The 23,469-nt window shown below is 64.6% G+C and carries 22 protein-coding genes and 1 pseudogene; 1 reads left to right on the top strand and 22 read right to left on the bottom strand.

Annotated features, from left to right (window positions below):
- Window positions 1-3: 3 nt before the first annotated feature.
- From JJE66_RS23910 to JJE66_RS23960, 11 genes and pseudogenes are all read right to left on the bottom strand, one after another.
- Window positions 4-834: a carbohydrate ABC transporter permease gene (locus JJE66_RS23910; protein ID WP_200516929.1), complete on the bottom strand. Its 831-nt coding sequence runs from the start codon at window positions 832-834 to the stop codon at window positions 4-6.
- A gap of 3 nt (window positions 835-837) precedes the next feature.
- Window positions 838-1,710, bottom strand: a complete 873-nt coding sequence (locus tag JJE66_RS23915) for a carbohydrate ABC transporter permease (protein ID WP_200516930.1) — start codon at window positions 1,708-1,710, stop codon at window positions 838-840.
- An 89-nt stretch (window positions 1,711-1,799) separates the two neighbouring features.
- Complete coding sequence (locus JJE66_RS23920; protein WP_200516931.1) at window positions 1,800-3,110, bottom strand: sugar ABC transporter substrate-binding protein; 1,311 nt, start codon at window positions 3,108-3,110, stop codon at window positions 1,800-1,802.
- 323 nt (window positions 3,111-3,433) lie between these two features.
- Window positions 3,434-4,384 carry a sugar-binding transcriptional regulator gene (locus JJE66_RS23925; protein ID WP_200516932.1) on the bottom strand — a complete coding sequence of 317 codons (951 nt, stop codon included), beginning with the start codon at window positions 4,382-4,384 and terminating at the stop codon, window positions 3,434-3,436.
- A gap of 8 nt (window positions 4,385-4,392) precedes the next feature.
- Window positions 4,393-5,055 carry an HAD family hydrolase gene (locus JJE66_RS23930; protein WP_200516933.1) on the bottom strand — a complete coding sequence of 221 codons (663 nt, stop codon included), beginning with the start codon at window positions 5,053-5,055 and terminating at the stop codon, window positions 4,393-4,395.
- 78 nt (window positions 5,056-5,133) lie between these two features.
- A complete protein-coding gene (locus tag JJE66_RS23935; protein WP_200516934.1) occupies window positions 5,134-7,047 on the bottom strand; it encodes a nitric oxide reductase activation protein NorD in 1,914 nt (637 codons plus the stop codon).
- Window positions 7,048-7,058: 11 nt separating this feature from the next.
- On the bottom strand, window positions 7,059-7,871 hold the full coding sequence (locus JJE66_RS23940; RefSeq protein ID WP_200516935.1) for a CbbQ/NirQ/NorQ/GpvN family protein: 813 nt from the start codon (window positions 7,869-7,871) through the stop codon (window positions 7,059-7,061).
- A gap of 61 nt (window positions 7,872-7,932) precedes the next feature.
- Window positions 7,933-9,279 carry a cbb3-type cytochrome c oxidase subunit I gene (locus tag JJE66_RS23945; RefSeq protein ID WP_200516936.1) on the bottom strand — a complete coding sequence of 449 codons (1,347 nt, stop codon included), beginning with the start codon at window positions 9,277-9,279 and terminating at the stop codon, window positions 7,933-7,935.
- A gap of 38 nt (window positions 9,280-9,317) precedes the next feature.
- The gene (locus JJE66_RS23950) at window positions 9,318-9,770 is read right to left on the bottom strand and encodes a cytochrome c (protein ID WP_200516937.1); all 453 of its coding nucleotides are present in this window, start codon (window positions 9,768-9,770) and stop codon (window positions 9,318-9,320) included.
- Between the two features lie 111 nt (window positions 9,771-9,881).
- Window positions 9,882-10,142, bottom strand: coding sequence for a cytochrome C oxidase subunit IV family protein (locus JJE66_RS23955; protein ID WP_200516938.1), 261 nt, complete (start codon window positions 10,140-10,142; stop codon window positions 9,882-9,884).
- Between the two features lie 2 nt (window positions 10,143-10,144).
- Window positions 10,145-10,721, bottom strand: a pseudogene (locus JJE66_RS23960) (cytochrome c oxidase subunit 3 family protein).
- 131 nt (window positions 10,722-10,852) lie between these two features.
- Here JJE66_RS23960 and JJE66_RS23965 point away from each other — a divergent pair.
- On the top strand, window positions 10,853-11,008 hold the full coding sequence (locus JJE66_RS23965) for a hypothetical protein (protein ID WP_200516939.1): 156 nt from the start codon (window positions 10,853-10,855) through the stop codon (window positions 11,006-11,008).
- An 83-nt stretch (window positions 11,009-11,091) separates the two neighbouring features.
- On the opposite strand, the gene mmsB is transcribed toward JJE66_RS23965, so the two are convergent.
- From mmsB to ytfQ, 11 genes are all read right to left on the bottom strand, one after another.
- Window positions 11,092-12,282 carry a multiple monosaccharide ABC transporter permease gene (mmsB, locus tag JJE66_RS23970; protein WP_200516940.1) on the bottom strand — a complete coding sequence of 397 codons (1,191 nt, stop codon included), beginning with the start codon at window positions 12,280-12,282 and terminating at the stop codon, window positions 11,092-11,094.
- Window positions 12,279-13,856 carry a multiple monosaccharide ABC transporter ATP-binding protein gene (gene mmsA, locus JJE66_RS23975; RefSeq protein ID WP_200516941.1) on the bottom strand — a complete coding sequence of 526 codons (1,578 nt, stop codon included), beginning with the start codon at window positions 13,854-13,856 and terminating at the stop codon, window positions 12,279-12,281. Before mmsA ends, mmsB begins: the two co-directional genes overlap by 4 nt.
- A 65-nt stretch (window positions 13,857-13,921) precedes the next feature.
- Complete coding sequence (chvE, locus tag JJE66_RS23980) at window positions 13,922-14,995, bottom strand: multiple monosaccharide ABC transporter substrate-binding protein (protein ID WP_200516942.1); 1,074 nt, start codon at window positions 14,993-14,995, stop codon at window positions 13,922-13,924.
- A gap of 73 nt (window positions 14,996-15,068) precedes the next feature.
- Complete coding sequence (locus JJE66_RS23985) at window positions 15,069-15,950, bottom strand: SMP-30/gluconolactonase/LRE family protein (protein ID WP_200516943.1); 882 nt, start codon at window positions 15,948-15,950, stop codon at window positions 15,069-15,071.
- Window positions 15,947-17,023 carry an aldose epimerase family protein gene (locus JJE66_RS23990; RefSeq protein ID WP_200516944.1) on the bottom strand — a complete coding sequence of 359 codons (1,077 nt, stop codon included), beginning with the start codon at window positions 17,021-17,023 and terminating at the stop codon, window positions 15,947-15,949. The genes JJE66_RS23985 and JJE66_RS23990 overlap by 4 nt, the downstream gene beginning before the upstream one ends.
- Window positions 17,024-17,025: 2 nt before the next feature.
- Complete coding sequence (locus JJE66_RS23995; protein WP_200516945.1) at window positions 17,026-17,952, bottom strand: Gfo/Idh/MocA family protein; 927 nt, start codon at window positions 17,950-17,952, stop codon at window positions 17,026-17,028.
- Window positions 17,949-18,725, bottom strand: coding sequence for a FadR/GntR family transcriptional regulator (locus JJE66_RS24000; RefSeq protein ID WP_200516946.1), 777 nt, complete (start codon window positions 18,723-18,725; stop codon window positions 17,949-17,951). Before JJE66_RS24000 ends, JJE66_RS23995 begins: the two co-directional genes overlap by 4 nt.
- Complete coding sequence (yjfF, locus tag JJE66_RS24005; protein WP_200516947.1) at window positions 18,722-19,702, bottom strand: galactofuranose ABC transporter, permease protein YjfF; 981 nt, start codon at window positions 19,700-19,702, stop codon at window positions 18,722-18,724. Before yjfF ends, JJE66_RS24000 begins: the two co-directional genes overlap by 4 nt.
- The gene (locus JJE66_RS24010; protein WP_200516948.1) at window positions 19,699-20,691 is read right to left on the bottom strand and encodes an ABC transporter permease; all 993 of its coding nucleotides are present in this window, start codon (window positions 20,689-20,691) and stop codon (window positions 19,699-19,701) included. Before JJE66_RS24010 ends, yjfF begins: the two co-directional genes overlap by 4 nt.
- Entirely contained in the window at window positions 20,688-22,229 is a 1,542-nt protein-coding gene (locus JJE66_RS24015) for a sugar ABC transporter ATP-binding protein (protein ID WP_200516949.1), read from the bottom strand. Before JJE66_RS24015 ends, JJE66_RS24010 begins: the two co-directional genes overlap by 4 nt.
- A gap of 114 nt (window positions 22,230-22,343) precedes the next feature.
- Window positions 22,344-23,309 carry a galactofuranose ABC transporter, galactofuranose-binding protein YtfQ gene (gene ytfQ / locus JJE66_RS24020; RefSeq protein ID WP_200516950.1) on the bottom strand — a complete coding sequence of 322 codons (966 nt, stop codon included), beginning with the start codon at window positions 23,307-23,309 and terminating at the stop codon, window positions 22,344-22,346.
- Window positions 23,310-23,469 lie beyond the last annotated feature (160 nt).

Raw genomic sequence — 23,469 nt, forward strand, 5'->3', positions numbered from 1 at the left:
TTCTTACTTTACCGCGCCGAAGGTGAGCCCGCGCACGAGCTGCTTCTGGCTGAACCAACCGAGGACGAGAATGGGCGCGATCGCCAGCGTCGATGCCGCCGACAGCTTTGCCCAGAACAGTCCTTCCGGACTGGAGTAGGACGCGATGAACGTGGTGAGCGGCGCGGCGTTCGAGGTCGACAGGTTCAGCGTCCAGAACGCCTCGTTCCAGGCCAGGATCAGATTGAGCAGCATGGTCGAAGCGAGCCCCGGAATCGCCATCGGCGTCAGGACATAGACGAGCTCGCGGCCAATCGTGGCGCCGTCCATGCGCGCAGCCTCGAGAATGTCGCGCGGGATCTCCTTGAAATACGTGAACAGCATCCAGATCACGATCGGCAGATTGCCGAGGCAGAGGATGAAGACGAGGCCGATGCGGGAATCGAGCAGGCCGAAACTCTTGTAGATCAGGTAGATCGGCACCAGCACGCCGACCGGCGGCATCATCTTGGTCGAGAGCATCCAGAGCAGGATGTCCTTGGTACGCTTGGTCGGCGAGAACGCCATCGACCAGGCTGCGGGGATCGCGATCAGCAGCGCGATTAGGGTCGAGCCGCCGGCGATGATGATCGAGTTCAGCGCGTGGTGTAGATAGTCGCTGCGCTCTTGCACCGTCACGTAGTTCTCCGTGGTCCAGTGGAAGAACAGGAAGGACGGCGGAATGGCGAAGGCGTCAAGCTCGGTCTTGAAGCTCGTCAGCACCATCCAGAGGATCGGGAAGAAGATCAGGAATCCGAAGAACCACGCCCCGATCGTCGAGATCACCACCCGCTGCGTTGTTGACTTGCGCGCCATGATTCAGGCTTCCAGGTTGCGGCCGACGATGCGGACGAGGAAGAAGGCGACGACATTGGCGATGACGACGGCCACGAGGCCTCCCGCCGAGGCGCTGCCGACATCGAATTGGATCAGCGCCTGCGAATAGATCAGGAAGGCGATGTTGGTGGTCTGCAGGCCCGGCCCGCCGCCGGTGGTCACGAAGATTTCGGCGAACACCGTCAACAGGAAGATGGTCTCGATCAGGATCACCACCGTGATCGGGCGCGCCAGATGGGGCAGCGTGATGTAGATGAAGGTCGAGACCGCGCTCGCGCCATCCATCTCGGCCGCCTCCTTCTGCTCCTCGTCGAGCGATTGCAGTGCGGTGAGCAGGATCAGCGTTGCGAACGGCAGCCATTGCCAGGCGACGATCAGGATCACCGAGAATAGCGGCACATCGTTGAACCAGTCGACCGGCGTCAGCCCGACCAGCTTGGCGAGCCACGCGAACAGGCCGGAGACCGGATGCATCAACAAATTCTTCCAGACCAGCGCGCTCACCGTCGGCATCACGAAGAACGGCGCGATCACCATCAGCCGGACGAAGTTGCGGCCGATCACGGGCTGGTCCATCAACAGCGCCAGGGGAATGCCGAGGAAGATCGTGAGTGCCAGCACCGAGCCGACCAGGACCAGCGTGTTCTGGAGCGAGGCGAGGAAGGCGGGATCGGTGAGGAAGTAGCGAAAATTCTCCAACCCGACGAACGCTTCGGAGCCGGGATCGAGCAGGCTGTAATGCAGCGTCGAGAAGTAGATCGTCAGCGCCAGCGGAACGATCATCCAGATGAACAGGAGCCCGACGGCCGGGGTCAGGAGCGACCGCGCAAGCAATTGCGTCTGCCGGGTTGCCATCCACGCGTCTCCTCGGGCGGGGGAAAGGGCGGCCATCCATCAAGCGAAGAGTGGATGGCCGCAAGTTTGAGCTCAGGGAGAGCTCGGGTTCACTTGATGTAGCCGGCGCGCTTCATCTCGCGCTCGGTGACGGATTGCGCGGCGGCGAGCGCCGCATCGACCGTCATCGATCCCGCAAGCGCCGCCGAGAACTGCTGGCCGACCTGGGTGCCGATGCCCTGGAATTCAGGGATCGCGGCGTATTGCACGCCCACGTAGGGCACTGGCTTCACGGTCGGGTGGTTCGGATCGGCGGCATCGATCGAGGCCAGCGTCAGCTTGGCGAAGGGGGCGACCTTCAGATAATCGGGATTCTGATAGAGCGAGGTGCGCGTGCCCGGCGGCACGTTGGCCCAGCCGTCCTTCGACGCCACCAGCTTGGTGTAGTCCTTGCTGGTTGCCCAGGCGATGAACTTCTCGGCGGCTTCCGTCTTCTTGGAGCCGGCGGGGATCGCGAGATTCCAGGCCCACAGCCAGTTGGCGTTCTTGCCGAGCCCGGTGTTGGGCGCGAGCGCGAAACCGACCTTGTCGGCGACCTTGGAATCCTTCGGGTTGGTGACGAAGGACGCCGCCACCGTCGCGTCGATCCACATGCCGCACTTGCCGGCATTGAACAGCGCGAGGTTCTCGTTGAAGCCGTTCGAGCTCGCGCCGGGAGGGCCGGCGTCCTTCATGAGATTGACGTAGGTCGTAAGCGTCGCCTTCCATTCCGGCGTATTGAACTGCGGCTCCCACTTCTCGTCGAACCAGCGCGCGCCGTAGGAATTGGCCATCGCCGTGAGGAAGGCCATATTCTCGCCCCAGCCGGCCTTGCCGCGCAGGCAGATGCCGTAGACGCCACCGTTCTTGTCGGTCAGCTTCTTGGCGGCATCGATCACGAAATCCCAGGTTGGTTTTTCCGGCATCTTCAGGCCAGCCTTCTCGAACAGATCGGTGCGGTACATGATCATCGAGCTCTCGCCGTAGAACGGCGCGGCATAGAGCTTGCCGTCGACGGAAACCGCATCCCTGATCTTCGGCAGCAGGTCGGCGACGTCGTAATCGGCGCCGAGATTGGCGAGCGGCACCAGCCAGCCCTTCTTGGCCCAGATCGGCACCTCGTAGGTGCCGATGGTCAGCACGTCGAACTGGCCGCCCTTGGTGGCGATGTCGGTGGTGACGCGCTGGCGCAGCACGTTCTCCTCCAGCGTCACCCATTTCACGGTAATATCGGGGTTCTTCTTGGTGAATTCGCCGGTCAGCCCCTGCATGCGGATCATGTCGCCGTTATTGACGGTGGCGATCGTCAGGGTCGTTTCGGCCATCGCGGGGACGGCAAGCAGTACGGACGCGCCGCAGACGGCGCCCAGAAATCGTTTCACGGTGACCTCCCTAAGCCCGCGCTTTTGAGCATATGCCCACGCGTTGAGCGTATGTTCGGACGAGGGGCGACACTTGTCAAGCAGGTGCGCGAGCGTTCCCGCAACTTATGAGTGCTGCGGTGCGGGAGGAATGGGTCAGATGAGTCCAGGTGTTGCGGCTCGCATCACCTCTCCCGCTCGCGGGAGGTCGTATCGCATCGCAGATGCGATACGGGTGAGGGCTTTCTCCTCCGGGGGAGTTTTGCCGGTGGAGAGACCTCTCCCCACCCCTCTCCCGCAAGCGGGCGAGGGAGCCGAGTCCCGACGCCGTTGCAGCGAACGCCCTACCGCTCCAGGATCGCCCTTGCGGTGGCCTCGTCGGTGATCAATCCATTGATCAGGCGCCCGTTCAGCGCAGCCGCAATCGCCGGCACCTTGGCCGCGCCAATTGCGGCACCAATCGTCGTGGTCTTCGCCGGCACTTCCGGCGGGATGCTGGTCAGGCGCTTGTTGGTTCCGGCCTTGAGCAGGCGGCCCTTGGCATCATAGGCCCAGCCGGTGATCTCGCCGATGGCGCCCTGCCGCATCATCTCGAACAGCTCGTCGCGGGTGACGAAGCCGTCGACATGGACCTGCGCCTTCTGGTCCATCTGGCCGATACCGACGAGGCGTAGATCAGCCTTGGCCGCCACCGCCTTCACCTTGGCGATCGGCTCGATCCGCACCATCTTGTTGCGCTCGTCCTCGGACGACATCAGGAAGGGCAGCGGCATTGGATAATGCCGCGCACCGGTGCGGTCGGCGAGCCGGCCGACGGTGTCGTAGAAGCTCGCCGAGCCGTCGGCGGAGATGTTGCCGACCAGCGACACGATCTGGTGGTTGGGCCGGTCGATCGGCGTGACACGCTCGACCGCAGCGCGGACCGCGCGGCCGGTGCCGAGCGCGACGATCACGGGCGTCTCCGAGCGCAGCGTCGCGTCCAGCAGGTTGGCACAGCGCTCGGCAATGCCGGCGGTGGCCTGCGGCGCTGCAGGATCGGCCGGCACCACCTCGCAATGACTGAGGTCGAACCGCTCCTTGAGGCGTGCCGCCAGCTCCATGCAGGCAGCGATCGGATGCTCGAGCCGGAAGGTGATCAGCCGCTCGGCGAGACACAAAGACACCAGCCGCTGCGCCGAGGCGCGCGACACCTGGAGCATCTTTGCGATCTCATCCTGGGTGTGGCCAGCAATGAAATACAGCCAACCGGCGCGCGCGGCGTCGTCGAGTCTCGATCTGTCGCTCTCGACGGCCATGGCTGAAATCACGACTCCCAGAAATCGCTCATGCGCGCGAAGACCCGATCGGCCCCGGCGGCGGTCAATATAGCGCGGCCGTCGCGATCGCGATAATGGCTCCCGCCGACAAATCCCCAGACGGTCATGCCGGCCGCCTTGGCGGCCTGCACGCCGCTAATACTGTCCTCGATCACCAGCACGCGCGCGGGATCGGCCCGCATCTTCCCGGCGGCGTGGAGAAAGAGATCCGGCGCCGGCTTGCCCTGCCTGACCATCTGCGCGGTGTAAAGCCGGTCACCGAAATGCGGCGCGATGCCGGTGATATCAAGCGATAGCGAGACCCGATCGATGTCGCTGGACGATGCGACACAACACGGCGTTTTCAATTCGGATAGCACCGCGCCGACGCCAGGGATGGGCTGGAGCGCCGCGGCAAACGTCTCGAGCACGCGTGCCTTCAGACGCGGAAGGAAATCATCAGGCAAGGTCTGGCCGAGAACGCGATAGTGCTGCTCGATCGCCTTCGTGCTGCGTCCGAGGAAAAGCGCGAGCGCCTGCTCCAAGCCGAGCTGAAGGCCGAACTCCGCCAGTACTTCCGACAGGCAGCGACAGCTCAGCAGCTCACTGTCGACGAGCACGCCGTCGCAATCGAAGATGATCAGATCGGGTTTGGGCCGGTCCTGGTCCATCCCGCCATTCGATCATATACCCAATTGATGAGCAATAGTTCACATGGGAACACGAGCCGCGAGTCTTGTCCTGCTGGTTCAATGGGCCAACTGCCGATAGATTGCCGGCAGCGCAGCGGGCAGCCGCTGGATGTTGCCGACGATCGCGTAGCCGCCGCGGCCGAACAGCGTTGGAAAATAGCACTGCGCCATCGCATCAACGGTCACGCCGAACACGGCGATGCCGAACCGGCGCGCCTCCTGCACCGATTTGCGGGTGTCCTCCACTGCGAAACGCCCCTCATAGTGATCGACGTCGTTCGGCTTGCCGTCGGTGAGGACGAGCAGCAGTTTCTGACGCTGTGGCTGGCGTGCAAGTTCGGCTGACGCGTGGCGTATCGCGGCTCCGATCCGCGTGTAATAGCCCGGCTTCAGCGCGCCGATGCGGCGCTCCACCGCTCCGCTCATCGGCTCGCCGAACGCCTTGACCGTCTCGAGCCGCACCCAGGCGCGCCGGCGTGAAGTGAAGGTCAAAATGCTGTGGTGATCGCCGCAGGCGGAAAGCCCGTGCGCAAGCACGAGCAGCGCCTCCTTCTCGACGTCGAGCACCCGATGACCGTCCACCCACGCATCCGTCGAGAGCGAGACATCGACCAGCAGCGTGACGGCGAGATCGTGACCTTGCGGCCGCATCGCCACATGGACGCGATCGAGTGCGCCGCTGCCGGCACGAAGATCGCAACGCGCCCGCACCAGCGCATCGAGATCGAGGTCGTGACCATCGGCCTGCGCGCGCATCAATTCGTGGCGTGGCCGCAGAACCTGAAAGCGGCGGCGGACCTGGCGAATGTGCCGGCGCATGCCCTCGTCAGGAACCCAGGTCTCACCTCGCTCGGACGCGGCGCCGGCGAGTACGCGGCACTGATCGGGCAGATAGGATCGGCTGCGATAATCCCATTCGGGATAGGTTAGGTCCGCGCTCAACCGCGAGGCATCCAGCGCTTCGGGCGGCAGGTCGAGATCGAATTTCAGCCGGGTCGCCGGCTTGCCGCTGCGCCGTCCGAGCGTGATTTCCTCGAGATCGTCGGCCGCTTTTTGCGCGTCCTCGTCCTCATTGTCGTCGGCCGGGCGATCGACATTGACCATCTCGGCCATCGCCAGGATCTTTTCGAAGCGGTTGAGCACGAAGGGATCGCGACGGTTGGCGCCATCGTCGCGTTCGCGAACGGCGAAACGCTTGCGCTCGTCCGGTGGCGTGGCCGCGTTGCTTCCGGCTGCCACGTCATCGTGCATTCCCGCCGGCGCAAACTCGCGCGTCCAGCAATCGCCCCACAGCGGGCATGGCAGGATAGCGCGATATCCGGGCGGAGCCTTGTCCGGCAGCGCACCCGTGCCCATCATGGCCGGCCACAGTCTGCCCGCCGGCGGCACATCTGCGCCGAGCAGCGTGCGCACGATCAGCTCCATGTCCTGCTCGATGCGTGGCAGCGGCCGGCGTGGCCGGGCCATCGCCACGGCCGCGGCCAACCGGGCGTAGTCCTCGGCCAGGCCCGGACATTCCGTCAGCACGAGCACAGCGACCTCGCTGGCCCGCCGCAACATCAGGAGATCGCGCCGCAGCAGATCCACCTCACCGATCTCCTCAGTGGGCGCAAATGCGAACCAGGCAGCAAGCCAGCGGTACAGCGCGGCGTTCAGCGCGCGATCGGCGAAGATCGCAATGCTGTCAGGCAGGAAGATCGTCGCAGCATCCCGCCCCACCTGCTCGAGCCGCTCGTCACCGAGCCCGATGCGCTGTCGCCATCCGAGCCGGTGTCCGGTCCGGCGGGCACCGGCGCTCGCAATCTGGACGCCCGCCTCGCCGCCGAGCGCGCGGAACATCACGGCGATACGCGGGCGAACGTCGGTCAGCAACACCGCGTGATCCGGATGGACCGAATAACTCGCGGTCCCGCCGACAAGGCGATGCCAGGCGCGGCCGACGGTTTCTTCGAGCTCGAGGAAATCGAGCATCTCGCACTCCTTCAGGAGATCAAGGCGCGTGCGACGTCGAGCAGCGCTGCCTTGACGTCGGCATCGTCGGTCAACGGCTCGATCATGCCGGCAAGTACGGCATCGGCGATCGACGCTCCCGCGGCAATCAGAGTGGCGCAATAGACGACCAGGCGGGTCGAGACGCCCTCCTCCAGATCGTGCCCCTTGAGCGCCCGCAAACGACCGGCCAGCGCGACCAGTGGCCGCACATCATCCGGCGCGAGACCGCTCTCGGCCACGACCACCGCAACCTCCTGCTCCGGCGGCAGGAAGCCGAACTCAATGGCGACGAAGCGCTGCCGCGTCGACGGCTTCAGCGCCTTGAGCAGCGTCTGGTAGCCGGGATTGTAGGAGACCACGAGCATGAAGCTGTAGGGCGCTGCGAGCTCTTCGCCGGTCCGCTCCAGCGGCAGGATGCGGCGATCGTCGGTGAGCGGATGCAGGACCACGGTGACGTCCTTGCGCGCCTCCACGACTTCGTCGAGATAGCAGATGCCGCCTTCCCGCACCGCGCGTGTCAGCGGACCGTCGGTCCACACGGTGTCGCCGCCCTTCAGCAGGAAGCGGCCGGTGAGATCGGCAGCGGTGAGATCGTCGTGGCAGGCGACGGTGTGGAGCGGCAATCCCAGCCGCGCCGCCATATGCGCGACAAAGCGGGTCTTGCCGCAACCGGTCGGCCCCTTCAGCAGAACCGGCAGCCGATGCCGCCAGGCGTGCTCGAACAGCACGCATTCGTTGCCGCTCGGGACGTAGGCCGGAAGCGCGGGCACGGAGGCCGGCACGGCGTGAAGTGCTGCTTTCATGGTCCTTCTCCGGTAATCGTTTGGACGGGCGACCGCGATTTTTGGCGGCCGCCGTTCTCGCTCATTCGGCCGGTTGCAGCGCACCCGGGATGATCACCGGCTTTTCGCGGCCGGGCACCAGCACCGCCCAAACGAACATCAGCGCAGAGATTGCGACGAACACGCCGGAGCCGAGGCGCACCCAGTAGAAGAAGGCGAGCTGGTCCTGCACGTCCATGTAACTCTGGCCGAGCACGCGCTGGAGATGGACCTGGATCACGCCGGCGAAGGTCAGCGCAAAAGTCATGGTCATCATAGCCGTGCACATGATCCAGAAGCTCGCCATGGAGAGCCACTGATTATAGGGCGCGCGTCCCTTGAGCTGCGGGATCGCATAAGCCATCACCGACAGGTTCAGCGTCACATAGGCGCCAAAAAAGGCGAGATGGCCGTGCGCGGCGGTCACCTGCGTGCCGTGAGTGTAGTAGTTCACGGAGGACAGCGTGTGCAGAAAGCCCCAGACGCCGGCCCCGAGGAACGCCATTACCGAGCAGCCGACCGACCACAACAGCGCGGCGCGGTTCGGATGCTTGCGGCCGGCCTTCCAGGTCATCTGCACCGTGAAGATCACCATGGTGAAGAACGGTGCGACCTCGAGGGTGGAGAACAGCGAGCCGATCCACTGCCAGTACCCGGGCGCGCCGATCCAGTAGAAATGGTGGCCGGTGCCGAGAATGCCGGAGAACAGCGCAAGACCGATGATGACGTAGAGCCACTTCTCGACCGCCTCGCGGTCGATGCCGTTGAGCTTGATCATGAGATAGGCGAGCACCGAGGCCATGATCAGCTCCCAGACGCCCTCGACCCAGAGATGGACGACGTACCACCAGTACATCTTGTCGACCGCGAGATTGGCCGGATTGTAGAAGGCGAACAGGAAGAAGATCGCAACGCCCCACAGGCCGAACAGCAGGATGTTGGTGACCGTGGTCTTGCGGCCCTTGAGCGCCGTCATCGTCACGTTGAACAGGAATATCAGGAAGACCACGACGATGCCTACCTTGATGACGAAGGGTTGCTCGAGGAACTCGCGTCCTTCATGGTAATGGAAGAGGTAGCCGACCACGGCCGTCCCTGCCGCGCCAAAGAACATCCAGAACTGGATCTTCGCCAGCACCGGGCTGTACAGCTCGGTCTCGGTTTCCTCCGGCAGCAGGAAGTAGGTCGCGCCCATGAAGCCGATCAGCGACCACACGATCAGCGCGTTGGTGTGGATCATCCTGACGATGTTGAACGGCAGGATGACGGACAAGGTGTTGGGCAGAACGTAGATGGTCCCGGCGAGCAGGCCGAACAGGACCTGGGCCAGGAACAGCGTCAGCGCGCCGTAAAAATACAGCATCGCGACTTTCTGGGTCTGATATTTCATCTCGGGGTCTCTCTGTCTTGAAGAGGAAAGCTGTGGGCTCAGCCGGCCTTGTTCGGCGGCCAGTCCTGGCGCTTGATGGTGCTCACCCATTGCAGGAAGTCGGCGAGATCATTGAGCTCCTGATCGCTGAGATTGAACTGCGGCATCTGCCGCCGGCCCTCCGCGCCCGATGGCTGCGACTGCATCCAAGCCTTTAGCGTTTCGCGCGCACCGGCCGGATCCTCCTTGCCGCCCCACCGATCCCAGACGTTGCCGAGCTCCGGTGCGAAATAAGCGCCCTCGCCGAGCAGCGTGTGGCAGTTGATGCAGGAGTTGCGCTCCCAGACATGCTTGCCGCGCGCAACTGATGCGGTCAGCGTGGGCGCGTCGGTCGAGGTCGTGACCATGTAGTAGTGGCTGTGCGCGGTCAGCCCTATGAAGATCGCGAAGAAGAAGGCCGAGCCGCCGTAGAAGACGTTTCGAGCCGCCGACTTGGTCAGGCGTTCAGCCATTGCCAGTCCTTTCCGTGTGGGTCCTGTCGTGAGGAAACAGTGATGCTGTATCTTGCCGATCGGCCCGGACGGGTCTTTGTCGGGGCGCAATGAACGCAAGCGTTGGCCGCGTCAGATCAAGGTGACGATGGCCGAGGCGAGCCAGGCAAACAGCACGAGGATGACGATCCAGGCGTTGACGAGGCCGCGCCAGAGCGCGGGCGCGGCCCGCAGATCGAGGAAATCGAGCGCAATCCGGCGCCCTTTGATGGCGGCAAGGACCAAGACCAGCGCGTTCGCAAGCAGCGGCCGCGGCAGCAGCGGCGGCACCAGCAGGGTCGCGAGCGCGAGGCCGATCAGCGCGATCCAGGTGATGTCCAGGCGATCCGGCACAGTCACCGCACTAGATAGAGGATCGGGAACATGACGATCCAGATCAGATCGACCATGTGCCAGAACGCGGCGCCGGTTTCGACGCCCACCGTCTCGGCGCGGCGGCAGACCACGCCGAGGATCACGATGCCGAGGCCGACGTGCAAGAGATGGAAGCCGGTCAGGAGGAAGTAGAGCGTGAAGAACGGGCTGGTTTCGAGGCCGATACCGCGACCGATCTCTCCGGCATACTCGGCGAGCTTGATCGCGATGAAGAAGCCCCCGAGCGCCATGGCAATGAGGAGCCAGTAACGGGCCGTCGACCTCCGTCCGGCGCGCGCCTCTTTCGTCGCGCGGGCGGCCGCCCAGCCGCTGGTCACCAGCACGACGGTGTTGAGGCCAGCAAGATTCGAATCAAGCATGGCCTGCCCCGCCGCGAACACCGCCGGATGGATCGCGCGGGCGACGACGAAGGGCGCCGAGAAACAGGCCGAAGGCGGCGAACTCGCTGAAGATTAGCACCCAGATCATGGGATCGCCGGGGAGGCCCTCCAGGATTCCCCAGCCGGTTCCCTGTTGTTCGCAACCAGCCGCCGACATCTGCTCTTCCGGATCAGGACCCCCGGCCAGCCTTAGCTCACCCGTCCCGTTCCGAATTTGTCGCCGGACAAACTGGCGAACGCCGGAGCGCGATAGGAACGCATCAGCTTTCCATGGAGTGGTGATCAACAATGAGCGAAGCACAATTTGGGCTGGTCACCGCAACGCCGATCATCATCGTCTTCGCAATCGCGCTGCGGAAGATGGGCGTGCTGTCAACCGTTGCAACGGTTTCGGCCGTGAGCCTATCCGTCGCAATCGCCACGATACTGTTCACCACGCAGTAACGCCGCCGTAGCCCGCATGACGCGAAGCTGAATGCAGGAACAGTGTCCCGGATTTCGCTTCGCTCCATCCGGGCTACGCCGCCTCACCGCCGCTGGTTATACACGTCGATGCACACCGCCCCGAGCAGCACCAGGCCCTTGATCACCTGCTGATAGTCGATGCCGATCCCGAGGATGGACATGCCGTTGTTCATCACGCCCATGATCATGGCGCCGACCACGGCGCCGCCGACGCGCCCGACGCCGCCATAGGCGGAGGCGCCGCCGATGAAGCAGGCGGCGATGACGTCGAGCTCGAAGCCGAGGCCCGCTTTCGGGGTCGCGGTGTTGAGGCGGGCGGCAAAGACGAGGCCGGCGAGTGCGGCAAGCACGCCCATGTTGACGAAGGTGAGGAAGGTCAACCGCTCGGTCTTGATGCCCGACAATTTTGCCGCCTTGGCATTGCCCCCGACCGCGTAGACCTGCCGGCCGATCACGGTGCGGCGGGTGACGAAGCCGTAGAGCGCGATCAGCGCGGTCATGATCACCAGCACGTTGGGCAGGCCGCGATGCGAGGCGATCAGATAGGTGAAATAGAGCACGGCGCAAGCGAGCACGATGCTCTTGCCCAGGAAGAACGCATAGGGCTCAACCTCGATACCGTGCGACACTTCACGCGTGCGGCTCTTGGCGCTGGCGTAGACCAGTCCCAACGCCAGCACAGCACCGATCAGCATCGAGGTCGGATGCAGTGTGCCGGCTTCGGGCAGCAATTCGGGAATGAAGCCCGATGAGAGCTTCTGGAAGGTCGACGGGAACGGTCCGAGCGACTGGCCCTGCAACACCGCGAGCGCAAGGCCCTTAAACACCAGCATGCCGGCCAGGGTCACGATGAAGGACGGGATCTTGAAATAGGCGACCCAATAGCCCTGCGCAGCGCCAATGGCCGCGCCGAGCACGAGGCAGGCGATGAAAGCGAGCGTGTAGTCGACCTTGTAGCTCACCATCAGCACCGCCGCGACCGCGCCGACAAAGCCCGCTACCGAACCGACCGAGAGATCGATGTGGCCGGTGACGATCACCAGCAGCATGCCCAGCGCCATGATGACGATGTAGCTGTTCTGGAGCACCAGATTGGTCAGGTTGAGCGGCTGGAGCAGCGTCCCACCGGTCATGACCTGAAAAAACAGCATGATCGCGATCAGCGACATCAGCATGCCGTAGTTGCGCAAATTGTTCTTGATGAAGCTGCCGTGGCGGCGCTCCTCCGGCAGCGAAACCGTCTTGTCGGTCATGGCCGCGATCCTCCCATCTCCGCGACCTCGGCCGCGCCGTTGCCATTGCTTCGTTCGTTGCGCATGATAGCGCGCATGATCTTTTCCTGCGTCGCCTCAGCGCCCGGGAACTCGCCGACGAAGGCGCCGTCGTTCATGACGCAGATGCGGTCGCAGATGCCGAGCAGCTCGGGCATCTCCGAGGAGATCACCACGACGCCACGGCCGGCCTCCGCCAGCTCGTTGATGATACAGTAAATCTCGTATTTGGCACCGACGTCGACGCCCCGGGTCGGCTCGTCGAGGATCAGCACTTTTGGGTCGGTCATCAGCCATTTCGACAACACGACCTTCTGCTGGTTCCCACCGGAGAGCTGGCCGGTTTCCTGATAGACGTCGGAACAGCGGATGCGCATGCGGTTGCGGTAATCGCTGGCCACCTTCAGTTCGGCGATGTCGTCGATCACCCTCCCCGGCGCAACCTGGTCGAGACTCGCAAGCGTAATGTTCTTGCGAACGTCGTCGGCGAGGATCAGGCCGAGTTGCTTGCGGTCCTCGGTGACATAGGCAAGCCCGGCGTCGATCGCGGCGGCAACATTCGACAGCGCGATCTCATGGCCTTCGAGGGCGATGCGGCCGCTGATATTGGTACCCCAGGACCGGCCGAACAGGCTCATGGCGAACTCGGTGCGGCCCGCCCCCATCAGCCCGGCGATGCCGACGACCTCGCCGCGCTTGACGCCGAAATTGACGTTCTTGATGACCTGCCGTTCGGGATGAATGGGGTGATAGACCGACCAGTTGGTCACTTCGAGCACGGGCTCGCCTATTTTCGCGCTGCGCTCGGGGAAACGATGGGCGAGATCGCGATTGACCATGCTGCGGATGATGCGGTCTTCCCGGATCGGCTCGGCGTGGCAATCGATGCTGTCGACGGTGCGGCCGTCGCGCAGCACGGTAATGTGGTCGGCGACGCGGGCAACCTCGTTGAGCTTGTGCGAGATCAGGATCGAGCCGATGCCCTGCCCGCGGAACGCCATCAGGCGTTCGAGCAGCGCGGCGCTGTCGGCCTCGTTGAGACTCGCGGTCGGCTCGTCCAGGATCAGCATCCGCACGCGCTTGGACAGCGCTTTCGCGATCTCGACCAGCTGCTGCTTGCCGACGCCGAGATCGGTGATCAGCGTATCCGGCGACTCCTTCAAGCCGACCTGCGCGAGCAGCTCGCGGGTGCGCCGGTAGACCTCATTGCGATCGATCACGCCGAGCCTCGACGGCGGATGAGAGAGAAAGATGTTTTCCGCGATCGACATCAGCGGGATCAGCGCCAGCTCCTGGTGGATGATAATGATGCCAAGCGCCTCGGAATCGTTGATATCACGGAAGCGGCGCTCCTCGCCCTCGAAGACGATGGTGCCTTCGTAGCTGCCTGCGGGATAGACGCCGCTCAGCACCTTCATCAAGGTCGACTTGCCGGCGCCATTCTCGCCGACGAGGGCGTGGATCTGCCCGGCCTCGACCGAGAAATTGACGTCGCGCAGCGCCTGCACACCCGAAAAGCTCTTGCTGACGTTACGCATCTCCAGCATGGCGGTCATCGGTTTTGTTCCATCTGTCAGGTCCCTCTCCCCGCAAGAACGGGGAGAGGGAGAAAGAGAAGTTCTTACTGGAATTGCGACTTCTTGTAGTAGCCGCTGTCAACCAGAACCTTCTCCCAATTGTCCTTGTAGACCACGACCGGCTTGAGCAGATACGAGGGAACGGTCTTGACGCCGTTCTCGTAGGTCTTGGTGTCGTTCACAGTGACCTGCTTGCCGGCGAGCGCGGCATCGACCATGTCGGCGGTTACCTTGGCGAGATCACGGGTATCCTTGAAGATGGTGGAATACTGGTCTCCGCGCAGCATGGCCTTGATCGACGGCACTTCGGCGTCCTGGCCCGAGATGATCGGCATCGGCTGGTCGGCGCTGCCGTAGCCGACGCCCTTCAACGAGGAGATGATGCCGATCGAAATGCCGTCATAGGGCGACAATACGGCATTGATCTTCTTGTTGCCGTAGTAGGCGCTGAGCAGATTGTCCATGCGCGCCTGGGCGGTAGCGCCGTCCCAGCGCAAGGTCGCGACCTTGTCCATGCCCATCTGGCCGGAGACGACCACGAGCTTGCCGCTGTCGATATAGGGCTTCAGCACGCTCATCGCGCCATTGTAGAAGAAGTAGGCGTTGTTGTCGTCGGGCGAGCCGCCGAACAGCTCGATGTTGAACGGGCCCTTGCCTTCCTTGAGGCCAAGCCCCTTCTCGATCGACTGCGCCTGCAGCACGCCGACCTGGAAATTGTCGAAGGTCGCGTAGTAATCGACATTCGGCGTGCCGCGGATCAGGCGGTCATAGGCGATCACGATGATGCCCTTGGCCTTGGCCTGCTTGAGCACGTCCGACAGCGTGGTGCCGTCGATGGCGGCGATCACCAGCGCCTTCGCGCCCTTGGTCACCATGTTCTCGACCTGCGAAAGCTGGTTCGGGATGTCGTCTTCGGCATATTGCAGGTCGGTGTTGTAGCCGCGCTCCTTCAAGGTCTTGACCATGTTGTTGCCGTCGTCGATCCAGCGCGCCGAGGATTTTGTCGGCATCGCGATGCCGACCGTTGCCTTCTCCTGCGCGGAGGCGGTAACGCCTGCGGCCATCGTTGCGGCGCCGGCGAGCGCCAATGCGAGAAATGTCGTCTTCAACTTCAACATGCTTCACTCCCTTTGGGTGTCTGACTGTTTCTTAAGTCGTCGAGAACGTCGGTAGAGGTCGGCTTCGGATCTCCTATGCGAGCTTGACGTCGGGCTCCGCGCGACCGCGCGCGGATGCGTGTAACAGAAAAGTGCAGCCGGCTTGCGGATCGGCGGCGCGGGCCTCGGCGTCCATATCCTGCCACGCGGATGTGACGAGCAGGCGCGACAGATCCGGGCCGACAAAGGCGGGACAACTCGCCTGCTTGGCCGGCACGCGCAACGAGCGCAGACGCTCGCCTTGCGGGGAATAGACATCGACGCGGCTGGCACCCCAGCAGGCGTTCCATATCTGCCCGTCGGCGTCGCACACCGAGCCGTCGAGCCCGCCGATGCCGGTGTGGCGCAGCAGCACCTCCGGCTCGCCGCGCGGCAGGCCGGTGGCGGGATTGAGCGGCACCGCATAGAGCACGGCGCGCGCGGTATCGGTGAAGTAGCCGGTCGCGCCATCCGGCGAGAAGCAGATCGAGTTGGGAATGCTGATGCCGGGAAACAGCGTCGAGATCTTGCCACGGTGGAGCGCGTAGATGGCGCCGGCCCCTCGCTCGGCCTTGCGGCCCATGGTGCCGATCCAGAACGTGCCGGATTGGTGCACGCGGCAATCATTGGAGCGCGTGGCGGGATTATCCGCTTCGAGCGGCCGGAACAGCGTCATTGCACCATCGACGCGCGCGCGGATGTAAAGCCCGTCCTCCGCGACGATCAGCTGGCGCTCGGCATCGATCCGCCCGAGCGCGCTCGCCATCCGGCCGAGCGCGTGGACGCGGACCGCGCCGCTGCCGAGATTTGCCTCGAACAGGCGCCCTTCGCGGATGTCAAACCACCATGCGGTATCGGTGGTGACGTCATAGGTCGGCCCTTCGCCGAGATGACAAGGATGGTCGGAGAGGACGGAGGTCGGCACCTCTTCCGTCATGGCGCCCTCACTGCGAAGCGATAGACGGTGTGATGCCGGTAGATGCCGCCGGGATCGAGGCGCGGGCTGGGGAAGTCCGGCCGGTTCGGCGAATTCGGCCACATCTGCGGTTCCAGGCAAATCGCATCCGACTGCCGGATCAGCTTGCCGCCCTTGCCCGAGATCGTGCCGTCGAGATAGTTGCCGGAATAGACCTGAAGGCCGGGCTGATCGGTAAGCAGCTCCATGATCCGTCCCGAGCGCGGCGCCTCGAGCCGCGCCGCGAGCGCGAGCTTGCCATCGCGCGCGAGACAGTAAGTGTGATCGTAGCCCTTGCCATTGCGCAATTGCGGGTCGCTCTCGCGGATGCGCGCGCCGACCGGGCGTGCTTCGCTAAAATCGAACGGCGTGCCCGCCACCGCGCGCGGCGGCTCGGGCAGCGGAATGGCGGTGGGGTCGATGGCGAGGAAGTGCTCGGCGGCGACCGTGAGCTTGTGATCGAGGATGGGCGTGCCGGACGTGGCGCCTTCCAGATTGAAGAAGCTGTGGTTGGTCAGGTTGACGATGGTCGGACGGTCGGTCCGCGCCTCCATCATGAGAGAAAGCTCGGTCGGGCCGGTGACACTGTAGGTCAGGCGCACGTCGAGCTTGCCGGGATAATTTTCTTCGCCGTCCGGGCTCGTGTAGGTCAGCGTGACCGCAGGCTTGGCGCCATCGTCGATCTCGGCAATGTCCCAGAGCTTGCAGTCGAAACCGTCGAGGCCGCCGTGCAGCGCATTCGGGCCGTTGTTGACGGGAAGCTGGAAGGTTTCGCCATCGAGCGAAAACTGCCCGTTGGCAATGCGGTTGGCGTAGCGGCCGACGGTGGCGCCAAAGAACTTCCGTTCGGCGAGATAGCCGGCGAAGGCGTCATGGCCGAGCACGACATCGTCGGTACCGCCCTTGGCGGCCGGCGCGATCAGCGCCTGGATCACCGCGCCATGGGTGATGATCCGGGCTTCGAAGCCGCCCTCGCCGCGCAGCGCGATGCGCTCGACATTGCGGCCGTCCGGCAGCGTTCCGAAAACATCTTTTGTTATTTTCGAGCCAGCCATGTTCAGTCCACAAATGGTTCGACCAGAGTGCGCTTGCCGAGCAGAAAGGCGTCGGCGACGAGGCGAAGCGGCGCCAGATCGACGTCGCTCGTTCCGGTGGCGGCGAGCGCGACAAAGCGCCGGTACAGCTCGCGATATTCCTGATCGGGCGCGTCGGCAACAACCTTGTCGTCAACCGCCATGATCCTGCCGCCGCGGGACAAAATCATCCGCCCCTGATCGGTTTCCGCGACGATATCCCAGCTCTGCGGCCCGGTCTGGCGGAAGTCGAACTCGGCCGTAATCGGCAGGCCGCCGATATCGGTCAGCGTCAAATTGGCGGCAATCGGCGACTGGCAATTGGCTGGAAAGGCAAGCTCTGCCGCCGTGACGAACACCGGCTTCGGCAGGATGCGGGTCAGGATCGACAGCGCGTTGATGCCGGGATCGAACACGCCGAGCCCGCCGGGCTCCCAGATCCAAGCCTGACCGGGATGCCAGACGCGGACGTCTTCCTTCCAATTGATGTGCACCGACTTGATCCGGCGCGCAGCCAGCCATTCGCGGGCCGGCTCGACCGCCGGCGCATGGCGCGAATGCCAGGTCGCAAACAGCGTGCGCTTGGCCTCCGTCGCCATCGCGGTCAGCGGATCGAGCTCGGAGACGCCGATGCCGGGCGGTTTCTCGAGCATGACATGCTTGCCGGCGGCAAGCGCGGCCGCGGCCTGGGCGCGTCGCACCTGCGGCGGCGTGCACAGCGACACCGCATCGATCGGCGGCCCCTTCTCCAGCAGCTCCTCGATGGTCGCAAAATGCGGCAATTCGGGCAGTGAAGCGTTGCGGCTCGCGACTGCGGCGAGCATCGCGCCCGGCGTCGCGGCGATCGCGCCGACATGCTGGTCGCGCGCGATCTTGCCGAAGCCGACGATGGCGATGCGAAATTCAGTCACGCTTGTTCTCCACTTTCCGCGGACGGCCGCGGCTCGGCGGGGGCCGTCTCGATCACGGTGCCCTCGTGACGGCGCATGCCGTTGTGAATGACATAGACCATCGCCTCCGACGCCGTCTCGGCATCGCCAGCTGCGATCGCATCGACGATCTTCTGATGCCAGAGCAGCACGGTGTCGCGGTCCTCCGGCTCGACCGGGGCACTGAGCAGGAACGAGGCGCGCAACGCGGCCTCGATCACATGCCCGATCGAGCGCATGAACAGATTACCCGATGCCCGCGCCACCGCAACATGCAGCGCGAGATCGGCATCGGCAAAGCTGACCGAATCGGACGCCTCGAGCCGCATGCGTTCCATGCAGCGGCGAAGTTCGGCGACATCAGCCTCCGACCGCTGCTTCGCCGCCAGCACCGCCGCCCGCGGCTCGACCGCGAGACGGATCTCGGCGAGGTCGTTGAGGAAGCGTTTGTCGATGCCGGCATCGAGATGCCAGGCCAGGACGTCGGCGTCGAACATGTTCCAGGCCGTGCGCTCGCGCACGACGGTGCCGACCCGCGCCTTCGTGGTCAGAAGCCCCTTGGCGACCAGCGTCTTCACACTTTCGCGCAACACCGGCCGTGACACGCCGAACATTGCGGTCAGCTCGGCATCGCCCGGCACCCGCGTTCCTTCCGCGTAACGGCCCGCGATGATGTCGACACCGATCGAGCGCGCCACCTCCGCGTGGTTGGAGTGAGCCCGTCGTGTCGGGATGACGACGATGCGCGAGGTCATGAGACGGCTCCCGCGCGCTTCGCCACCGGCCGGCGCGCCAGCGCGACCAGCCCTTGCTGCAAGGCAATGAAGACGAACAGCAAGACGCCGGTCGCGATCTTGGTCCACCAGCTCGACAGCGTGCCGTCGAAATTGATGTAGGTCTGGATCATGCCCTGGATCAGCACGCCGAGGAAGGTGCCGATCACCGAGCCCTGCCCGCCCGTCAGCAACGTGCCGCCGATGACCACGGCCGCGATGCTGTCGAGTTCGACGCCGACCGCCGAGAGCGAGTAGCCCGCGCTGGTGTAGAAGGAGAAGACGATGCCGGCGATGCCGGCGAGCAGGCTCGAAAGCATGTAGATTTTGATCGTCATCTTGCCGACCGCGACGCCCATCAGGCTCGCGGTCGACCGGCCGCCGCCAAGTGCGTAGACGTTGGCGCCGAACCGGGTGAGACGCAACAACAAAGCGCCGCCGATCACGATCGCGAGCATGATGATGGCGATCGCGGTCAGCCGCCCGCCGCCGGGCATGCGCAACGCGAAGTCGGACACGGTCGAGTAGACCGGCGCAGTGATCGGCACCGATTCCGTCGACAGCAGGAAGCTGGCGCCGCGCGCCAAAAACATGCCGGCGAGCGTCACGATGAAGGGCGGCAGGTCGAAAACATGGATCACGGCGCCCATCGCGGCGCCGAAGGCCGCCGAGAGCGCGAGGATCGCGACGAAAGCGACCAGCGGCGGCACGCCCCAGTGCTCGATCGCGAGCGCCACGAACACGGTGGTGAAGCCGATCACGGAGCCGACGGAGAGGTCGATACCGCCGGAGATGATGACGAAGGTCATGCCGGTCGCGACGATGCCGAGGAAGGCGTTGTCGGTGAGGAGATTGCCGACCACGCGGGTCGAGGCAATGTTGGGGAATTGCACGGCGCAGGCTGCGAAGCCAAGGACAAGCACGATGGCCGTGATGAGAACGGGCGGCAGGCCTTTCATGGCTTCGTCCTCCGCAGCCGCGCCATCATGCCGGCAAAACCCGACAGTTTCGGCGATTGCAGCAGCAGCACCGCGAGCACCACCACGGCCTTGACCAGCAGGTTGAACTCCGGCGGATAGCCGGACAGCAGGATGCCGGTGTTCATGGTCTGGATGATCAGCGCGCCCAACACCGCCAGGACGAGGCTGAAGCGCCCGCCGAACAGTGAGGTGCCACCTATCACGACCGCGAGAATCGCGTCGAGCTCGAGCCAGAGCCCGGCATTGTTGGCGTCCGCCCCCATGATGTCGGCTGCCGCGATTACGCCGGCGAGCGCGGCGCAGACGCCGCACCAGACATAGACCGAAAGGATCATCGCGCGGGTGCCGACGCCGGCCAGCTCGCTCGCCCGCGCATTGCCGCCGGTCGCCTCGATCAGGAGTCCGAGCGCGGTACCGCGCACCACCGCGCCGGTGAGGATCAGCATGCCAAGCGCAATCGCAATCGGAACCGGCAGGCCGAGAATGGCGCCATTGCCGAGCCACACCAGGTCCGGTGAGGAGAACGTCACGATGCGCCCTTCGGTGATCAGTTGGGCGATGCCGCGTCCCGCCACCATCAGGATCAGCGTGGCCACGATCGGCTGCATGCCGAGCACCGCGACGAGAAAACCGTTCCAAAGGCCGCAGACAAGGCCTGTGCCGAGCGCCGCAGCCAGCACCACCGGCAGGCTGTGGCCGTCGGCAAGGCTTGCCGCGATCGCGCCGGAGATCGCCATCACCGCACCAACCGAGAGATCGATGCCGCGCGTCGCGATCACCAGTACCATGCCGAGCGAGAGCAGCGCCACCGGCGTGCCGCGGTTGAGCACGTCGATGACGCTGCCGAACAGACGGCCATCCTGAAGGCGCAGATCGAAGAATTGCGGCGACACCACGCGGTCGACCGCGAGGATGACGATCAGCGCGAGAATCTGGGCAAGGCCGCGGCGCGGCAACAGCGCGGTCATGCCCGCGCCTCCTGGATCGCGGCACCGTCGGCGGCGATGGCCGCGAGAATATTGGTGACGTCGACCGCCTCGCCTGTGAGCTCCTCGACATGGGCACGATCGCGCAGCACGACCACGCGATCGGAATAGGTCACGATCTCGTCCAACTCGGAGGAGATCACGAGCAGCGCCAGCCCGTCGTCGCAGAGCTCGCGGATCAGGCGGATGATCTCGGCATGTGCGCCGACATCGATGCCGCGCGTGGGCTCGTCCAGCACAAGGAGCCGCGGCGAAGTCGCGAGCCAGCGCGCCAGCAACACCTTTTGCTGGTTGCCGCCGGACAGCAGACCCACGGGGCGCTCGGCCTCGGGCGGGCGGATGTCGAGCATCTTGACGTAACGGCGTGCGATCTCGTCCTGCTCGCGCCGCGACAGCGGCCGATGCAGGCCGCGCTTGGCCTGGAGCGCCAGCACGATGTTCTCGCGCACAGTCAGCTCGGCAACGATGCCATCAGTCTTGCGCTCCTCCGGGCAATAGCCAAAGCCATGGCGTACGCCGTCGCGCGGCGACTGGAGTCGCACGGGCGTCCCCTCCACTTTTGCCTGCCCGCCATCCGCGCGCTCGGCGCCGAACACCAGCCGCGCCGTCTCGGTGCGGCCCGAGCCAAGCAGCCCGGCGAGGCCGACGACCTCGCCATGGCGCAGCTCGAGATTGAACGGAGCGACATAGCCGGCCTTGCCGTAGTTCTCGAAACTGGCGCAGACCTCACGCGCCTTGTGCTCACCGGCCACCGCCCGCGCACTGGTGGTCTCCGCCAGCTCGCGACCGAGCATCATCCGGATCAACTCGAGCCGCGACAACGAGGCGGTCTCGCGCTCGCCGACCAGGCGGCCATTGCGCAAGACGGTGATGCGGTCGGAGATCTCGTAGACCTGATCGAGGAAATGGCTGACGAAGACGATGCCGATGCCGTGCCTGGCAAGCTGGCGCATGATGCCGAAGAGGATGTCCACCTCGTGACGGTCGAGACTCGCGGTCGGCTCGTCCAGGATCAGCACGCGTGCGGAGAGATCTACCGCGCGGGCGATCGCGGTGACGTGCTGGATGGCGATTGAATAATTGCCGAGCGGCGCGGCAACGTCGATGTCGAGACCGAACTCCATGAGCAGCGTCTTGGCGCGGCGGCGCATCTCGCCTTCGCGCACGATGCCGAAACGCATCGGCTGGCGATCGAGAAACAGGTTCTGCGCCACCGACAGGTTCGGCAGCAGGTTGACCTCCTGGTAGACCGTGGCAATGCCGGCCTCAAGCGCCGCCTTGGCCGAACGCGGCGCGACCTCTTCGCCGCCGAGGCCGACGACACCGGCATCGCGCGGGAATACGCCGGTGATGACCTTGATCAGCGTGGACTTGCCGGCACCGTTCTCGCCGAGCAACGCATGGATCTCGCCGGCGCGAAGCGTGAAGTCGACCTCCTGCAACGCGCGCACCGCTCCGAAGCTCTTGCTGATCCCGCGCGCCTCCAACAGGGAAGGAGCAGGATCAAGGCTGTTCTCCATAACGACGTCACTCCCACCGGCGCCCGCTTATGCTGCGGACACCCAGCCTATTCGTTCGTGCGGCGGATTCGAAGGGGGCCGGACCACAAAGCGTGGTCCGGCGAAGCGCCCGCCTCAGTAACCGAGGCCCTTCTTGCTGTCGTATTCCTTCTGCGGATCGTCGGCAGCCGTGAGAAGCCTGGATTCGGTCTGAATCCACTTCGGCGGAACGGTGCCCTTCTCCTTGAACGCCGCGACGGCGTCGAAGGCCGGCCCCGCCATGTTCGGTGTCAGCTCGACCGTCGCATTGGCTTCGCCGGCGACCATCGCCTTGAAGATATCGGGGACCGCGTCGATGGACACCGTGAGGATGTCCTTGCCCGGCTTGAGGCCGGCTTCCTTCATGGCCTGGATCGCTCCGACCATCATGTCATCATTGTGGGCGTAGACCGCGCAGATCGTCTTGCCGCCGCCTTCGGCCTTGATGAAGCTCTCCATGACTTCCTTGCCCTTGGCACGGGTGAAGTCACCGGTCTGGCTGCGCACCACCTTCAAATTGGCGTGCTTGGCGATGGCGGTGTCAAAGCCCTTCTTGCGATTGGCGGCGACGCTGGCACCCACCGTGCCCTGCAACTCGACGATGTTGCAGGCCTTGTCGCCGACGGTCTTGGCCAGCCAGTCGCCAGCGACCGCGCCTTCGTGCACGCTGTCCGAGGTGACGGCGGTGAGATAGAGTTCCTTGCCGGAAGGGTCGATGTCGCGATCGAGCAGCACGACCGGGATCTTGGCCTCCTTGGCTTCCTTCAGCACGGAATCCCAGCCGGTCGAGACCACGGGCGCGAGGAAGATCGCATCGACATTCTGCGCGATGAAGGAGCGGATCGCCTTGATCTGGTTCTCCTGCTTCTGCTGCGCGTCGGCGATCTTGAGATTGACCTTGCGCTTGGCGGCCTCCTGCTTGGAGACCGAGGTCTCGGCCGCGCGCCAGCCGGATTCCGATCCGATCTGCGAGAAGCCGATGGTGAGCTCTGCGGCATGGGCCGGCAGTGCGAGCAGCAACGCGGCTGTGGCGCTGGCCGCAAAGAGGGCTTTGAGGGTCATCAGGCGTGTCTCCCAAGATGTTATCCGGGGCACCGCTTGGTAGCATGGCACCCTCAGGCCGACCTTCGAGGCGGCGGAGGCACTATTTCACGGAAAATTGGCCTCGTATAGTCATATTATCTGACTATTTGGCCAAATGACATCGGGGTGCTGGCGAGCT

The sequence above is a fragment of the Bradyrhizobium diazoefficiens genome, from assembly GCF_016612535.1.
Classification (GTDB): domain Bacteria; phylum Pseudomonadota; class Alphaproteobacteria; order Rhizobiales; family Xanthobacteraceae; genus Bradyrhizobium; species Bradyrhizobium diazoefficiens_C.

Coding starts and splice junctions, on each gene's coding strand:
- JJE66_RS23950 (WP_200516937.1), bottom strand. CDS start 9,770: ATGGCTGAACGCCTGACCAAGTCGGCGGCTCGAAACGTCTTCTACGGC.
- JJE66_RS24010 (WP_200516948.1), bottom strand. CDS start 20,691: ATGACCGCGCTGTTGCCGCGCCGCGGCCTTGCCCAGATTCTCGCGCTG.
- JJE66_RS23940 (WP_200516935.1), bottom strand. CDS start 7,871: ATGAAAGCAGCACTTCACGCCGTGCCGGCCTCCGTGCCCGCGCTTCCG.
- JJE66_RS23990 (WP_200516944.1), bottom strand. CDS start 17,023: ATGGCTGGCTCGAAAATAACAAAAGATGTTTTCGGAACGCTGCCGGAC.
- mmsA (WP_200516941.1), bottom strand. CDS start 13,856: ATGACCGCCATGCTGGAGATGCGTAACGTCAGCAAGAGCTTTTCGGGT.
- JJE66_RS23985 (WP_200516943.1), bottom strand. CDS start 15,950: ATGACGGAAGAGGTGCCGACCTCCGTCCTCTCCGACCATCCTTGTCAT.
- JJE66_RS23965 (WP_200516939.1), top strand. CDS start 10,853: ATGAGCGAAGCACAATTTGGGCTGGTCACCGCAACGCCGATCATCATC.
- mmsB (WP_200516940.1), bottom strand. CDS start 12,282: ATGACCGACAAGACGGTTTCGCTGCCGGAGGAGCGCCGCCACGGCAGC.
- JJE66_RS24000 (WP_200516946.1), bottom strand. CDS start 18,725: ATGACCTCGCGCATCGTCGTCATCCCGACACGACGGGCTCACTCCAAC.
- chvE (WP_200516942.1), bottom strand. CDS start 14,995: ATGTTGAAGTTGAAGACGACATTTCTCGCATTGGCGCTCGCCGGCGCC.
- ytfQ (WP_200516950.1), bottom strand. CDS start 23,309: ATGACCCTCAAAGCCCTCTTTGCGGCCAGCGCCACAGCCGCGTTGCTG.
- JJE66_RS23915 (WP_200516930.1), bottom strand. CDS start 1,710: ATGGCAACCCGGCAGACGCAATTGCTTGCGCGGTCGCTCCTGACCCCG.
- JJE66_RS23945 (WP_200516936.1), bottom strand. CDS start 9,279: ATGAAATATCAGACCCAGAAAGTCGCGATGCTGTATTTTTACGGCGCG.
- JJE66_RS23935 (WP_200516934.1), bottom strand. CDS start 7,047: ATGCTCGATTTCCTCGAGCTCGAAGAAACCGTCGGCCGCGCCTGGCAT.
- JJE66_RS24015 (WP_200516949.1), bottom strand. CDS start 22,229: ATGGAGAACAGCCTTGATCCTGCTCCTTCCCTGTTGGAGGCGCGCGGG.
- yjfF (WP_200516947.1), bottom strand. CDS start 19,702: ATGAAAGGCCTGCCGCCCGTTCTCATCACGGCCATCGTGCTTGTCCTT.
- JJE66_RS23930 (WP_200516933.1), bottom strand. CDS start 5,055: ATGGACCAGGACCGGCCCAAACCCGATCTGATCATCTTCGATTGCGAC.
- JJE66_RS23925 (WP_200516932.1), bottom strand. CDS start 4,384: ATGGCCGTCGAGAGCGACAGATCGAGACTCGACGACGCCGCGCGCGCC.
- JJE66_RS23910 (WP_200516929.1), bottom strand. CDS start 834: ATGGCGCGCAAGTCAACAACGCAGCGGGTGGTGATCTCGACGATCGGG.